Here is a 14,673-nt window from a genome sequence, read left to right as displayed (position 1 = left end):
TACGGATGAAACGCGGGATTCCGGGCGCTGTACAATAGCCCCGATGCTCGTTCTGGGATCAGTCAGGAGCTGTACCCGCGACGAATGGGGATACACGTCGCTGATGAATCCTACGACACCAGCCGGGGTCACGACGGCCATATTTTCTTCAATGCCGTCTTCACTGCCGATATCGATGACCATCGTATTGCTCCACGTCCCATAATCACGGGAAATGACCGAACCGGCCCGCACATTGAACTGACGGTGGGCAGCTTTAAAATCCAGAAGCTCGCGATACCGCTTATTTTCGGCCAGGATTTCATCATAATCGACGCTGCGTTCCTTTAATTCAGCATTTTCTTTTTCCAGAGATTCCCATTCAATGCGGTTTTTCAGGCTGATATCTACGATGTGGAACGTAGAAGACAGAGTATCCATGATGCGGCTGGCACCGTATTCAAACGGCGCCGCCACAATCTGCAGCGGTTTGGTAATAAAAGGCAGGGAATCCCGTTGGCGCCAGGCCCAGCCGACAACAGCTATGATAATGAATAATACGAGTACGACGATGATACTCTTTTTACCGAACGAATACAATGTTAAAATCTCCTTCTGTAAATACGTTCTGCCCCTTCGATGAGAGCACCTAATTTTTCTCTGTCATGGAGAGCCTTGCCGGTTCCGCGGGCGACGGCCAGCTCAGGTTCAGCCGCCAATACTACGGGCACCCCCAGTTCCTGGGAAAAGAGCTGATCCATGCCGTGAAGCATAGAGCCTCCCCCGGTCAGGACGATACCGCGTTCCATAATATCTGCTGCCAGTTCCGGCGGCGTTTCTCTCAGGACATCCTGGGCCAGATCCAGTATCTTGACCAGCGGTTTTCCCATGACCCGGTAGATTTCACTGGATTTGACGCCCACTTCCTGCTGCAGGCCGTCGTCTATGCCACGGCCTGTAAAGTAGTATCCCCGGTCTTCCAGTGGCAGAACGGCTGAGCCATTATGTATCTTCATTTCTTCCAGTGTCGAATCTTCTGTGACAATGGCATACTGCTGGCGTATATATTCTTTAATGGCATCATCGAAATCGAGGCTGCCCAGATGAATAGAACGGGACAGGACAATGCCTCCCAGGGAAATGATGGCTATATTCGTCGTTCCTCCGCCGATATCGATGACCATATTCCCCACGGGATCATAGACAGGCAGACCGGCACCGATTGCTGCAGCAGCCGCCGTTTCAATCAGATACGCTTCTTTGGCACCGGCCTGGAAAATAGCTTCCATGACAGCTCTTTTTTCTACATTGGATGCAGCCGCCGGTACACCCACCATGATGCGCAGACGCTGCACACTGCGGACACACTTGCTGAGCAGGTACCCCAGCATGGTGCGCGTCACATTATAATCGGCTATGACGCCGTTTAAAAGGGGCCTGTGGATCTTAACCGTTTCTGGTGACTTGGCAAGCAGCTGTTCTGCTGCATGACCGACGGCAATCGTCTTGCGGTTGCGTTCGTCTGTCGCCAAAATGGACGGTTCCGACATGACAATGCCCCGTCCTTCTACGAATACCTGTGTCGTACAGGTTCCCAAATCTATCCCAATATTTTTCGTTAATGGTGAAAACATCGACCCCATGTCATTTCCTTTCGCTGCACACCTTACCGGTATGTATTATATTTCATTGCTACAGTCATCCATATATTTTATCACAAACCCTGCTTATGAACCAGTGTCATACAGAAAAAAGCGGCCGGGAATTTTCCGGGCCGCTCACTTTTCCTGTCTCCGTTGCGAAGATACATCCGATAATCCGCAACGAAGCCATATATCCTGAAACACCCTGCAGTCACAGCTGCAGAATGTCCTTTACAGTATTATAAGGAAGCAAATAGTTTAATTTTTGTCCGTTCTGCCTCGGATTTGACTTTTTCAATATCAATAGTCGTAAATTCTTTGTTCCGCAACAAAACTTTGCCATTGACCAGGACCGTATCGACATCCATGCTGTTAGCCGCATATGCCAGAAGCGACAGCATATCATGACGCGGATACCAGTGAAGGCCGCTGCGGTCTATGAGGGTAATATCAGCCTTATACCCCGTTTCCAGCCGGCCTATATCACGATAGCCCAGTGCTCTCGCTCCACCTTCGGTTAGCATCTGGACAGCTGTTTCCGCAGGAATGACCAGTGGATCCAGCGTATTGGCCTTATGTACCAGTACAGCCAGACGCATTTCTTCCATAATATCCAGATTATTATTGCTTGAGGCGCCATCGGTCCCGAGACCGACGACAATGCCTTTATCCAGCATCTTGTGAATCGGGGCAAAACCACTGGCCAGTTTCAAGTTGCTGCCCGGATTATGGGCAACACGGACGTGCTTCCTGGCCATGATATCCAGGTCATCATCGTCTACCCAGACACAATGAGCCGCCAGGCATCCCGTATCGAACAACCCCAGTTCGTCAAACCAGGCAATAGGCGATTTGCCGTACTGCTTTTTGATATTTTCCACTTCCCCTTTCGTTTCTGAAAGGTGGGTGTGGATTTCTGCTCCCAGTTCATGGGCCAGATCAACGACCCGGTGCAGATAGTCCGGCGTGTTCGTGTATGGCGCATGAGGGCCGAGCATGACCGTGATGCGGCCATCTCCTTTTTTATGCCAGTCCAGGAATAATTGTTTACTTTCTTTAAGCGCCGTTTCCGCGCTGGGCGTGATGCCCGTCATCCCCCGGGACAGGCAGGCCCGGATGCCCGATTCTTCAACGGCCCGGGCCGTATCGTCCATGAAGAAATACATATCGGCAAAACTCGTCGTGCCACAGCGGATCATTTCGGCAATCCCCAGCATGGTCTGAGCATAGACGACATCGCCGTCGAGGTGGTCTTCAGCTGGCCATATTTTATGTTGCAGCCAGTCCATGAGATCCATGTCGTCGGCATAGCTGCGGAACACCGTCATGGCAATATGATTATGAGCGTTGACAAATCCTGGCAGAGCCAGCATATTGTGACCATCGATTACTTCGTCATAGGCACAGAATAATACGTCTTTATCCTTTGGGAAACCTGTGATTTTGTCATCGGTGATTTCGATGTTCTGGTGTTCGCTGACCGTATGATTCTGATATATGCCGACATTTTTAATCAGTGTCTTTTTCATCCCTGTCACAGCCCCCTTAGTCCAGATTGAGGTATTTCCGCTGTTCTTCCGACAACGTATCGATGGCATATCCCATAGAAGCTAACTTAATCTTGGCAATTTCCGTATCAATTTCATGAGGCAGGACATATACGTGATTTCCCAGTTCGCCATGATGTTCCAGGATATATTTGGCAGCCAGAGCCTGGACGGCAAAGGATAAATCCATGATTTCTGCCGGATGTCCGTCACCGGCAGCCAGGTTGACCAGACGTCCTTCAGCCAGAAGGTTGATAACATGGCCATTGGGAAGTTCATATCCTTCAATATTGTGGCGGGCTTCAAAATGACGTACCGCTAACGCTTCCAGTTCCGGCTTGTTGATTTCTACATCAAAGTGACCGGCATTGGCCAGAACGACACCGTCTTTCATGTTCTTCATATGTTCTCCGCGGATGACATCCTTATCACCCGTGAGGGTAACAAAAATATCCCCGACTTTTGCCGCTTCAGCCATAGGCATAACTTCAAACCCATCAAAAACGGCTTCAATCGCTTTAATGGGATCGACTTCCGTAACAATGACATGGGCGCCCAGTCCCTTGGCACGCATGGCGCAGCCTTTGCCGCACCAGCCATAGCCGGCGACGACGACGCGCTTGCCGACGACGGTCAGATTGGTCGTGCGCATGATGCCGTCCCACGTAGACTGACCTGTGCCATAACGGTTGTCAAACAAATATTTGCAGTACGAATCGTTAGCCGCAATCATAGGGAATTTTAATGCCCCCGCTTTATCCAGACCGTGGAGGCGGTTGACCCCCGTCGTCGTTTCTTCCGTGCCGCCGAGAAGATGTTCCATCGCATCGGCCCGGGTCGTATGCAGGAGATGTACCTGATCGCCGCCATCATCGATGATGATGTCCGGATGGTGATCCAGAGATTTATTGAGGAAGCTGAAATATTCTTCATCTGTCGCACCGTACCAGGCATAGACAGTCAGCCCGTCTTCTACGAGCGCCGCCGCAACATCATCCTGTGTAGACAGGGGATTGCTGCCCGTAACGATGACATTAGCTCCGGCCCGGTGCAATACTTCGGCCAGGTAAGCCGTCTTGGCTTCCAGATGGACACTGACGCATATTGTCTTCCCCTTAAAGGTCTGGTCTTTCTTCAATTGATTGCCAATGGCATTTAATGCCGGCATATGCCGGTCTACCCAGCTGATTTTTTCATGACCACTTTTAGCAAGTGAGATGTCGCGAATAACAGATTCCATAATCATTAACCCTCTTTTCTAAAAAATGTCGCCAGGATAGCGTCATCCGGATGGTGGATGACGCCTTTTTCTGTGATAATACCTGTAATATAGTCATGAGGCGTAACGTCAAAGGCGGGGTTGAACACGTCTACGTCAGGACGTGTCGTCACGATGCCGCCCAGGCGGCGCACTTCATCATGATTCCGTTCTTCTATAGGGATAGCCGCCCCGTCGGGTATGGTCAGATCGAAAGTAGAAGCAGGCGCTGCTACATAAAAAGGAACATTGTGGGCACGGGCCAGGACAGCGACGCCATACGTGCCGATCTTATTGGCCGTATCGCCGTTGGCGGCAATGCGGTCCGCCCCGACGACGACGGCGTCGATTCCCTTTGTCTTCATGACCCAGGCTGCCATGTTATCAGTAATCAGTGTAACCGGGATATGGTCGTCCATGAGTTCGGTCACAGTCAGGCGTGCTCCCTGCAATAATGGTCTCGTTTCATCGGCATAGACCTGGCGGACAAGCCCCTGACTGTGCAGAGTACGGATGACCCCCAGGGCCGTACCGATTCCGGCTGTAGCCAATGCCCCGGCATTGCAATGAGTCAGGATCGTCAATGGCTGCCGGGATTTTCCCAACTCGCCGGCACCGTAACGGCCTATACGACGGTCCATTTCCGCATCATCCCGTTCAATAGTACAAGCACCTTGTTCCAGTAACTCCACCGTTTCTGCCACCGTATGAGAGGACAAAGCCCTTCTCGCCAGATTCATCTGCTGTTGTACGGCCCAGTGGAGATTGACTGCCGTAGGCCTGGCCCCGTCCAGTCCCCTTCCGGCTTCAGCCAGCCGGATTTCAAATTGTGTTTTATCCGGCTCATCGGCTGCAATATCCCGGGCGGCCAGAACCATGGCATAAGCAGCTGCTACCCCGATAGCCGGAGCTCCCCGGACGGCCAGTATGCGGATGGCATCGCGTACTTCCTGCCAGCGGGTACAGCAGAGATATCGTTCTTCTCCCGGCAGCCGCGTCTGATCAAGCAGCTGCAGGGCGTGATGTTCCCAGGCTAATGTTTTCATCAGACAGAAAAACCTCCATAATCTTTCAGTGTATGACGGCATGAACAATCGCGGTCATCATACAAATCCACTGCACGCATGACCAGTCTGCGCAGGCGTTTTGAATTCTGCACCATTTTTTCGACCACCTCTGCATGGGTCAGCGGAACGGGTGAAATGCCGGCAGCGTAATTGGTGACCATCGAAATCGTCGCATAGCACATTTCTGCTTCCCGGGCCAGGCACACTTCCGGCACGTTGGTCATCCCCACGATATCGCCGCCCAGTTTATCAAACATCTTGATTTCTGCTGGCGTTTCAAACCGCGGCCCTTCCGTACAGACATAGGTCCCTGATGCATGGAGCGGGTAAGACAGTTCCTGGGCTGCCTGTACTACTGTTTCTCTCAGGGACGGACAATACGGCTCGGTCATATCGACGTGAACGACGCCGTTGCTGCCGCCATCAAAAAACGAACCGTGGCGGGAATGACTGGTAAAATCGATAAACTGGTCAGGAAGGACAAAATCATCTGGTTTATAGTCCCTGTTGATGGCCCCGACGGCAGTCGTGGATAAAATCGCCGTAACGCCCAGTTTCTTCAGCCCCAGGATATTGGCCCGGTAATTAATGAGATGGGGCGGGATGGAATGGTATTTGCCATGGCGTGCCAGAAAAATGATTTCTTTTCCTTTATACGTTCCCCGCGTGTAACGGATGGTCCCGTAATAATTTTCCATCTGCCCCGACGTCACATGGTCCAGCATTGTCGGGTCACAAAGTCCCGTTCCTCCGATAATAGCAATATGTCCCATACAATATCACGTCTCTTTCTGTTCAAACAGCGCCACCAGTTCATCGTGGCTGATGACATATCTGGCACCGCAGTACTGACAGGTCATCTCCACCTGCGGATCGTTCAATAACTCTTCCTTATCAGCCGGCCGCAATGACATGAGTACGTTTTTTATGCGGTCCCGTGAACACGTGCAACGCCAGGATAACGGCTGGCGATATAATTCCTTATAATGCATGCCACTCAGGATGATACCGGCCAGCTCTTCTCCATCTGGATGGCCGCTGAGATACGATGTAATCGGGCCGATACAGGTAATATTCGCTTCTACCCGTGCCAAATCCTCATCTCTGGCTCCCGGCAGAGCCTGAACCAGGAATCCACCCGATGCCGCAATGGAATAATCTCTGGCTACAAGTACGCCCAGGCTGATCGTCGAAGGGACCTGTTCCGATGTGAGGAGATAATAGGCCAGATCTTCGGCAATTTCCCCCGATACGAGTTCGGCCTGACTGGTATAAGTCATCTTTTCAGGCGTAAAGCGCGTCACCGAAAGCTGCCCATGCTGGCCCACGGCTCCGCTGACATCGAGTTTGCCATTCGCTTTAAGCGGGATATCCAGCTGCGGATGATCGACGTATCCTCTGACATAATGAGAATCAAAACAATCGGCATGGACGGCTCCCAGAGGACCGTCACCATTGAATTTCAGTGATACACCTTCATGATTCTTATAATCTCCCGCAAGAAGGACCGCACCAGTCATAGCCCGCCCCAGGGCAGCAGATGCTACGGGGGACAGATTGTGGCAGGTCCGGGCTTTCTGGGTAATCGTGCGCGTCACGGCGACAGAAACGCGAATCAGTTCGTCTGACGTATAATGTATAATTTTATCTTCCATTTGCATAAATAACGTATCCTTTCTCCGTAATAAGGTACTTTATATTATACTATTCCGGTGCGGAAATTACTAGTCATCTCGCGAAGCAGGAATCCTCCTGTACATTGTCGAATAAAATATATACAGGAGATGCAGAGAGGAGGACTTTATATGACAGAAGAAACGAAAACCACTGCCAAACCGGTGGAAACCAATCCGGTCCTGAAGCAGACCACAAAGAAAGAAGACGAAGAGACAAAGCTGGTGCTGGTCAATCCTGCCGGGGCTTCTGATGAGGAAGAAGATCCGGAAACTCCTTATCTGGCTTCAGATATGTACAAACGGGTAGTGACGTTAATCAATAAATTCGAGGAAGACCTGCCAGATGATCTGCAGGCTGGCGGCCGTCTCGTATCAGCCGGCAACATCACCTTTTCTATCCAGGATGTCGGCTATTGGGACCCGAACATGATTGTGTTCTACGGAGAACTGGAAGACGGGTCCCGCGTTGAACTGGTCCAGCACTTGTCCCAGCTGAACCTGCTGCTCGTGGCCGTCAAGCGTACCAACCCGGAAGAACCGCGCCGGGTCATCGGTTTTACGACAAGTCCGGAGCCGGATATCGAAGAAGATGACCACTGAGTCCGGCTGGCCAATCATTTCCATAAATAGTTAAAAACGCTGCACACGATGGATAGTCGTGTGCAGCGTTTTACTCTTATAATTCTTTAATGAGATTGACCATTTCAATAGCGCTGGTTGCCACGTCAAAGCCTTTATTACCAGCTTTTGTACCGGCCCGTTCGATGGCTTGTTCGATATTTTCCGTCGTAATGACGCCGAACAGGACAGGGACGCCCGTCTTGAGGCTGGCCTGGGCAATCCCTTTGGCAGCTTCGTTGCATACCAGATCATAATGGCTGGTGGCTCCGCGGATAACGGCTCCCAGGCAGATGACGGCATCGTATTTGCCCGATTCAGCCATTTTCTGGGCTATGAGGGGAATTTCAAAAGAACCGGGAACCCAGGCTGTCGTAATGTCATCATCGGATACACCATGACGTTTCAGCGCATCATAGGCCCCGCCGAGAAGACGGCTGCAGATGAATTCATTAAAACGAGCGACGACAATACCCACTTTAATACCAGAACCGATTAATTTACCTTCTTTTACTTGTACCATTTGTACCACTCTCCTAATATGTATGTAATATTCTATTTAGCGGATTAAAATCCATTTTCCAACAACATTTCCATCGTAACGCCTTTCGGGCTTTCTACGGGGCCTGTTTCCATAAAGCGATGAATGTATTTGCCGATGATATCCGTTTCCAGATTGACAATAGCACCGGGATGTTTACCCATCAGTGTCGTATGACTCATTGTATGGGGAATGATGGATACGGAAAACTGGCTGCTTCCGGCAGAAACGACAGTCAGGCTGATTCCATCAATGGTAATGGAACCTTTTTCTACGATAAAGGGCGCCATGTCCTTGGGAATGGAAATGGTGATAACCCGGGCAATCCCGTCGTTTTCTATACGCGACACATGGCCCGTTCCATCGATATGGCCGCTGACGATATGACCTCCCAGGCGGCCGCCGACCTGCATCGCCCGTTCCAGATTGACAGGAGAACCGGTACGCAGTTCACAGAAGGAAGTCCGCCGCATCGTTTCGTGCATGACATCCGCCGTAAACGAAGTATCGTTCAGGGATGTCACAGTCAGGCAGACACCATTGACGGCAATGCTGTCGCCGATGCGTGTACCTTCCAGCACAGTGTGAGCTTCTATCGTAAGGACGATGGAGTCAGTGCGGCGGTCCATGGCACGGATTATCCCCAATTCCTCAATGATGCCAGTGAACATAGGCACCCTCCCTTTCTGTATTATAAGCTGTAATCAATATATTAGTATCTAACATTTTGACACTGTCATAGGAAAGAGGCATGCATTCAGTCAGATCGTCAACACCTTTCCCACCGACAGAGGGGAGCGACTGTGAACCGCCAATAACCTTATTTCCAACAAAAGCATATATCTTATCGACCAGTTTGTAATCAAAAAAACTCCCCTGTACGGTGCTGCCGCCTTCTACGAGAATACTGCGTATGCCCTCTTTCCACAACAGATTCACTGCCTGTACCAGGTCAATATGTCCTTCTCCTGTCAGCGGGGCCAGAATAACGCGGACGCCCAGTTCTTTCAGGCGGCGCATTTTATCTGTATGACACAATGTCGTCGTGACAACGATCGTATCGGTAGTCTTATCCGTTATGACCAGTGCCGTTTCCGGTATACGGCCGTGAGTATCCAGGACAATGCGCACGGGCTGGTGAGGCGCCTCCTGCTCTTTACGCTGTATGCGGCAGGTCAAAAGAGGATTGTCCGCCAGGATGGTATTAATGCCTACCAGGATTCCATCATAGATAGAGCGCAGATAATGGCCCTCCCGCCGCGCTTCTTCATTGGTAATCCACTGGGATTTACCTGTCCGCGAAGCAATACGGCCATCCAGGCTCTGGGCCAGTTTGGACGCGATAAATGGCTTTTCAACCATCATATTCTTGATAAATACTTCATTGAGCTGGGCGGCCTCGCGGGAAAGAAGTCCTACCTCCACGGGAATACCGGCCTGCCGTAAAATCGCAGCACCTTTTCCGGCGACGAGCGGATTGGGATCCAGCATGGCCATGACGACCTTTCCCACCTTTCTTTCTACCAGCGTCCGGGCGCAGGGAGGCGTCCGTCCATAATGAGCACACGGTTCCAACGTGACGTACACCGTAGCTCCTTCAGCCTGATCTCCCGCTTCCCGCAGTGCCCATACTTCTGCGTGAGGTGTACCGGCCTTGTGGTGATAGCCCCGTCCTACGATTTTACCGTCTTTGACAATCACACAGCCTACAGCCGGGTTTGGGGATGTATACCCCAGTGCCAGTCTGGCCAGAGACAGGGCTTCCTGCATATATTCTATCGGTTCCAAGATTGTCCTTCCTTTCCTGTCACAGAAACAAAAAAGGCCATCGGTACACATACATACCAATAGCCTTTTTGAGCACACTAAATAAACACGTCCGTGCTGTCTTTTCCCATCCAGACTATACTGTCGGTACCGAAATCCCATCGGTTCAGCTCCCATAAGGAGTTAGCGGACTCTACCGCCGGTCAGGAATTGAAAGCGTCGCTTTCTCACCTTGCCCCAAAGACTATTTCTATTCAGTTCTTTCATACAAAAGACATTTTACCATAATAAAATGCGAAATACAAGCACTGCCTGCGTTCAGCGCAGGGCCGCAATAGCTGCCGCCCGGTCTTTGGCACCAAAGACAGCGCTGCCGGCTACGAGGAAATCAGCCCCCGCTTCCCTGACAGCCTGAACGGTCTTGCTATTGACACCACCATCGACTTCAATGACGGCTGTCGTATTGCCGCTCTTCGTCAAGAGCGATCGGGCCGCCCGGATTTTATCCAGCGTATAGGGGATAAATTTCTGCCCGCCAAAACCGGGATTGACACTCATGATAAGGATCATATCGACCATTCCGGCCACGCATTCCAGAGAAGAGACGGGGGTCGCCGGATTGAGTGCTGCACCGGCCTTCATACCGGCTTCGTGAATCTGCTGGATGACCCGGTCCAGATGGATACAGGCTTCCTGATGGACCGTAACATACGTGACGCCCGCTTTCTTCAGGCCATCAATATACGTTTCCGGATGTTCTACCATGAGATGGGCATCAAAGGGCGTCGACGTATACTTGCGCAGGCTGGAAATCACGGGGACACCGAAGGTCAGGTTGGGCACAAAATGCCCATCCATCAAATCGAGATGAATATAATCGGCGCCGCCTTTTTCAACGTCTTTGACTTCATCGGCCAGGCGGGCAAAATCGGCAGATAAAATGGACGGACAAATAGCTACCATGCAAATCGTTTCCTTTCCAGAATGGACTCTAAAATCTTGCAATACGTTTCATATCGTTCTTTTCTTATCTTTCCCTCTGCTACGGCATGTTTGACGCAGCAATCCGGTTCATGATAATGGAGGCATGAATTGAACCGGCAGGTACCGGTGTATGGCATCATATCGGGGAACAGCTGTATCAGCTCCCGGGGTTCCAGATTTTCAAATTCCAGAGAACTGAATCCCGGCGTATCGACGACATACGTATGGTCATCCATGCAGAGTATCTCTGAGTGACGTGTCGTATGGCGGCCCCGCTTGATCTTTTCACTTACCTGACCGACAGACAAATCCCGTCCCAGGATCCGCGATAACAGGCTGGATTTCCCTACACCGGACGGGCCGCCAAAAGCCGTTATCTTCTGGGGCAGGAGCCGGAGAAGCGCGTCGATGCCTTCCCCTGTCCGGGCCGATACGAGGTACACATCGTACCCGCAGTCCTGATAAAAAGACTGATACTGTTCTGCCTTTTCCCGGTCCAAATCGCACTTATTAAAGCAGAGCTTGGGATGGATGCCGGCGTACTCACACGTCATGAGCATCTTATCCACCAGGAACTGGTTCGGATCCGGTGACTGGGCTGCCATGATGATGAACATCTGGTCTATATTGGCCACAGCCGGGCGCCGGAGCGCATTAGACCGCGGCAGGACGGCTTCGATGACCCCTTTGTGGTCACCGACCATAGTCAGAGACAGCCGGTCTCCTACGAGTATCTTCGCTTTCAGCTTCCCTCTGCGCCGGCATTCCACCAATTCCTGGTCTCCTGTATCGACGTAATAAAAACCATTGTAATTTTTGATGACCCGGCCTGTTGTCATAATCCTCCTCTGCCCTGTGGCGCTTTAAATGTACTGGTCCTGAACCAGTGAATTATTGATATATACCTTAACTCTCGTCCGGCCTGTACCGCTGACGCTCTTACTGATGCTATCCCCGCCAGACTGGTTCCGGTCATAGACGACACGTGATCCGTTGTCATCACTGACGACAATCTGGACATGCTGACTGGAAGCACCGGATGGAACGCTGATATTGACCATGCCCGTATGAGTCGTTCCGGCCTGTTCCTGATTGTTGGCATTGGGATCAGCTGCCGGTGCCGCCGACGGATATTCGACAGACAAATCGACAGAATCCCCCTGCTGGGACTGACTGGTGACTTTAGCCTGGCTCTGGTCTTTCGAGCTGTCGAGATTAGAAATATTACCTACATTATAACCGGCATCCTGCAAGGCTTTGATGGCCGCATCGAGACTCATGCCAGACGTATCGGGCAGTGCCTTGGACGGTTTTGTTTCATCACTGTTCTTGCGGCAGATCACGAGGTTGATTTTCGTTCCCTTTTCTACTTTATCAGGTGATTTGGGATTCTGGCTGATGATATGGCCGTTTTCGACAGAATCACTGGATTCATACTTGACCTTGCCGATGGAAAGACCGATTTCTTTCAGAATCTTTTCTGCCTCATCCATCGTCAGCCCTTTCAGGTCCGGAATCAGGACTTCTTCTCCCTTATTGCCCTTGCTGACCGTCAGATGGATTGTCCGCTGGGCTTTGACGACAGCACCGCCTGACGGCGTCTGGCTGATGACCTCACCAATCGGCACATCTGAACTTTCGACTTCCTTGACAGACACATCGAGATTTTTCTTCTTCAATATATTCTTGGCAATTTCTACCTGTTTCCCTGTCACATCAGGAACGGTGATATTTTCTGTACTCCAGAAATTACCGAAGGAGAAAAAGGCCCAGGCGAAAGTCGCTACAAATACAATCATCATTCCAATGACGATAGATTTTTTGGAATGATTGCTGATAGAATCGACGAACCGGGCAAAAAAGCCTTTTCTTTTGGGTTCCTGCCGGTCCTTCATCGGCTGTATTTTCTGCGTATTGAAATTGTTTTTAATAATAGGCGGTGCGCCTTTGGCTTTATTCGTATTGACAAATCCCTGGGCCATGCGCAGTTCCGACATCATTTCCGTTACGGACTGAAACCGGTCGTCAGGATTTTTGGCCATGGCCTTCAGAATGCATCGTTCTACCAGCTGGGGAATCCGGCGGTTGTATTTACTTGGCAGCGGGATATCATCCTGCACATGCTGCAGAGCCACACTGATTGCCGTGTCTCCTTCAAAAGGAACGACACCGGTCATCATTTCATACATGACGACGCCAAGAGAATAAATATCCGTCCGTTCATCGATTTTTCCACCACTGGCCTGTTCAGGTGAAAAATAATGGACCGATCCCAGAACCGAGTTATCCCCTTTGTTGGTCGCACTGGAATTAATCGCTCTGGCAATGCCAAAATCGGCCACTTTGATTCGTCCCGTTTCTGTCACCAGGATATTGTGCGGTTTGATATCACAGTGGACAATTCCGTTCGCATGGGCATGCTCCAATGCTTCACCAATGTCGAAGGTAATCTGGATTGACGTATTGATTGGCAGATGGCCGTGCTTTTCAATATATTCTTTCAGTGTTTCACCGCGCACGTATTCCATGACAATATAATGCGCGTTTTCGTCGTAGCCGACGTCGTATATATTTACAATATTGGGATGGGATAATTTAGCTGCCGCCTGGGCTTCCTGACGGAAGCGCACGACGAAATCATGGTCGCTGGCATATTTGCTATGCAGGACTTTGACCGCAACAATCCGGTCCAGGAGAATATCCTGTGCCTTGTACACGCTGGCCATGCCGCCACTACCCACTTTTTCCAATATCTTATATCGATTGTCTAAGATATGACCAATCATTTCTGATTTCCACCACTTTCATAGCAGGTATCTGTTCATTCAACGGTTTTAAGTACAGCTGTCACATTATCTTTTGCACCGTTTTCATAAACACGGTCAAATAACGTATTAATGATTTCCCGTTCACTGAGTGCTGTATTTCCCAGTGCCTCGCATAATTCTTCCTGACTGACAAAAGAGGTTAATCCGTCGGAACAAAGGAGCAGGCGGTCCCCATGATGTATCTGGAAAATACCGCTGTCAACTAACAAATTACGGTCAACGCCGACGGCACGGGTAAGGACATGCCGTTTCGGATGACTTTCAGCTTCTTCTTCGGTAATCTTTCCTTTTTCCAACAAGACCTGTACAATCGTATGGTCTTTGGAAATCTGCTGTAATTTATGATCATGGTACAGATAAATCCGGCTGTCGCCGACATGTGCCCAGAAAGCCCGTTCACCCGATAAGGTCACTAACGATACGGTCGTCCCCATTCCTTTCAGTGACGGATCAATCATGGTCTTGCTAAGAATGCAGGAATTAGCATATTGAACGGCTTTTTCCAATTGTACGGGAGCTGTAAATGTGTAATTTTCAAAATAATAGGCAATCGCTTTAACAGCCGTTTTACTGGCTATCTCACCACCTACGTACCCGCCCATGCCATCGGCAACGGCCAATACATCCTGATCAGCACTGATATAGTATGAATCTTCATTCACTTTGCGCACCAGGCCTATTTTAGATTCACCATATGTTCCCAAACTCTCACGTCCTCTCGACGGTGCGTATAGACTATGCTCCTATAATACATAGCATATCTGA

At 50.4% G+C, this 14,673-nt stretch carries 15 protein-coding genes and 1 riboswitch; of the genes, 1 reads left to right on the top strand and 14 read right to left on the bottom strand.

What is annotated here, in order from left to right:
• The 7 genes from mreC to hslO form a co-directional block, all read right to left on the bottom strand.
• Positions 1-579 (bottom strand): rod shape-determining protein MreC (mreC, locus tag B4H10_RS02315; RefSeq protein ID WP_292018106.1); only part of this gene is annotated, 579 nt, incomplete at its 3' end.
• A 2-nt stretch (positions 580-581) separates the two neighbouring features.
• Positions 582-1,622, bottom strand: coding sequence for a rod shape-determining protein (locus B4H10_RS02310; protein WP_059075895.1), 1,041 nt, complete (start codon positions 1,620-1,622; stop codon positions 582-584).
• A gap of 239 nt (positions 1,623-1,861) precedes the next feature.
• Positions 1,862-3,151, bottom strand: coding sequence for an amidohydrolase (locus B4H10_RS02305; RefSeq protein ID WP_059075894.1), 1,290 nt, complete (start codon positions 3,149-3,151; stop codon positions 1,862-1,864).
• A gap of 16 nt (positions 3,152-3,167) precedes the next feature.
• A complete protein-coding gene (locus tag B4H10_RS02300) occupies positions 3,168-4,409 on the bottom strand; it encodes an adenosylhomocysteinase (RefSeq protein ID WP_292018105.1) in 1,242 nt (413 codons plus the stop codon).
• A 5-nt stretch (positions 4,410-4,414) separates the two neighbouring features.
• On the bottom strand, positions 4,415-5,473 hold the full coding sequence (gene mtnA / locus B4H10_RS02295; RefSeq protein WP_059075893.1) for an S-methyl-5-thioribose-1-phosphate isomerase: 1,059 nt from the start codon (positions 5,471-5,473) through the stop codon (positions 4,415-4,417).
• On the bottom strand, positions 5,473-6,267 hold the full coding sequence (gene mtnP / locus B4H10_RS02290; protein WP_059075892.1) for an S-methyl-5'-thioadenosine phosphorylase: 795 nt from the start codon (positions 6,265-6,267) through the stop codon (positions 5,473-5,475). Before mtnP ends, mtnA begins: the two co-directional genes overlap by 1 nt.
• Positions 6,268-6,273: 6 nt before the next feature.
• Positions 6,274-7,155 carry an Hsp33 family molecular chaperone HslO gene (gene hslO, locus B4H10_RS02285; protein WP_075581107.1) on the bottom strand — a complete coding sequence of 294 codons (882 nt, stop codon included), beginning with the start codon at positions 7,153-7,155 and terminating at the stop codon, positions 6,274-6,276.
• Positions 7,156-7,299: 144 nt separating this feature from the next.
• Here hslO and B4H10_RS02280 point away from each other — a divergent pair, with 144 nt between their 5' ends.
• Positions 7,300-7,770 carry a DUF6173 family protein gene (locus tag B4H10_RS02280; RefSeq protein WP_292018104.1) on the top strand — a complete coding sequence of 157 codons (471 nt, stop codon included), beginning with the start codon at positions 7,300-7,302 and terminating at the stop codon, positions 7,768-7,770.
• 76 nt (positions 7,771-7,846) lie between these two features.
• On the opposite strand, the gene ribE is transcribed toward B4H10_RS02280, so the two are convergent.
• From ribE to B4H10_RS02245, 7 genes are all read right to left on the bottom strand, one after another.
• Entirely contained in the window at positions 7,847-8,311 is a 465-nt protein-coding gene (gene ribE, locus B4H10_RS02275) for a 6,7-dimethyl-8-ribityllumazine synthase (RefSeq protein ID WP_059075890.1), read from the bottom strand.
• A 44-nt stretch (positions 8,312-8,355) separates the two neighbouring features.
• A complete protein-coding gene (locus B4H10_RS02270) occupies positions 8,356-9,000 on the bottom strand; it encodes a riboflavin synthase (RefSeq protein ID WP_292018103.1) in 645 nt (214 codons plus the stop codon).
• A complete protein-coding gene (gene ribD, locus B4H10_RS02265) occupies positions 8,981-10,117 on the bottom strand; it encodes a bifunctional diaminohydroxyphosphoribosylaminopyrimidine deaminase/5-amino-6-(5-phosphoribosylamino)uracil reductase RibD (RefSeq protein WP_292018102.1) in 1,137 nt (378 codons plus the stop codon). Before ribD ends, B4H10_RS02270 begins: the two co-directional genes overlap by 20 nt.
• A gap of 94 nt (positions 10,118-10,211) precedes the next feature.
• A riboswitch (FMN riboswitch) is annotated at positions 10,212-10,345 on the bottom strand.
• A gap of 69 nt (positions 10,346-10,414) precedes the next feature.
• Positions 10,415-11,059, bottom strand: a complete 645-nt coding sequence (rpe, locus tag B4H10_RS02260) for a ribulose-phosphate 3-epimerase (RefSeq protein WP_059075887.1) — start codon at positions 11,057-11,059, stop codon at positions 10,415-10,417.
• Positions 11,053-11,919 carry a ribosome small subunit-dependent GTPase A gene (gene rsgA, locus B4H10_RS02255; protein ID WP_292018101.1) on the bottom strand — a complete coding sequence of 289 codons (867 nt, stop codon included), beginning with the start codon at positions 11,917-11,919 and terminating at the stop codon, positions 11,053-11,055. Before rsgA ends, rpe begins: the two co-directional genes overlap by 7 nt.
• Positions 11,920-11,943: 24 nt before the next feature.
• Positions 11,944-13,866 carry a Stk1 family PASTA domain-containing Ser/Thr kinase gene (gene pknB / locus B4H10_RS02250; RefSeq protein WP_059075885.1) on the bottom strand — a complete coding sequence of 641 codons (1,923 nt, stop codon included), beginning with the start codon at positions 13,864-13,866 and terminating at the stop codon, positions 11,944-11,946.
• Between the two features lie 35 nt (positions 13,867-13,901).
• On the bottom strand, positions 13,902-14,612 hold the full coding sequence (locus B4H10_RS02245) for a Stp1/IreP family PP2C-type Ser/Thr phosphatase (protein ID WP_113855793.1): 711 nt from the start codon (positions 14,610-14,612) through the stop codon (positions 13,902-13,904).
• Positions 14,613-14,673 lie beyond the last annotated feature (61 nt).

Origin of the sequence: Megasphaera sp. UBA4382 (genome assembly GCF_002391155.1) — a bacterium.
In the GTDB taxonomy this organism is placed as follows: domain Bacteria; phylum Bacillota; class Negativicutes; order Veillonellales; family Megasphaeraceae; genus Megasphaera; species Megasphaera hexanoica.
Note: the sequence above shows the minus strand (reverse complement) of the source record. Positions and strands in the feature narration are given on the sequence as shown.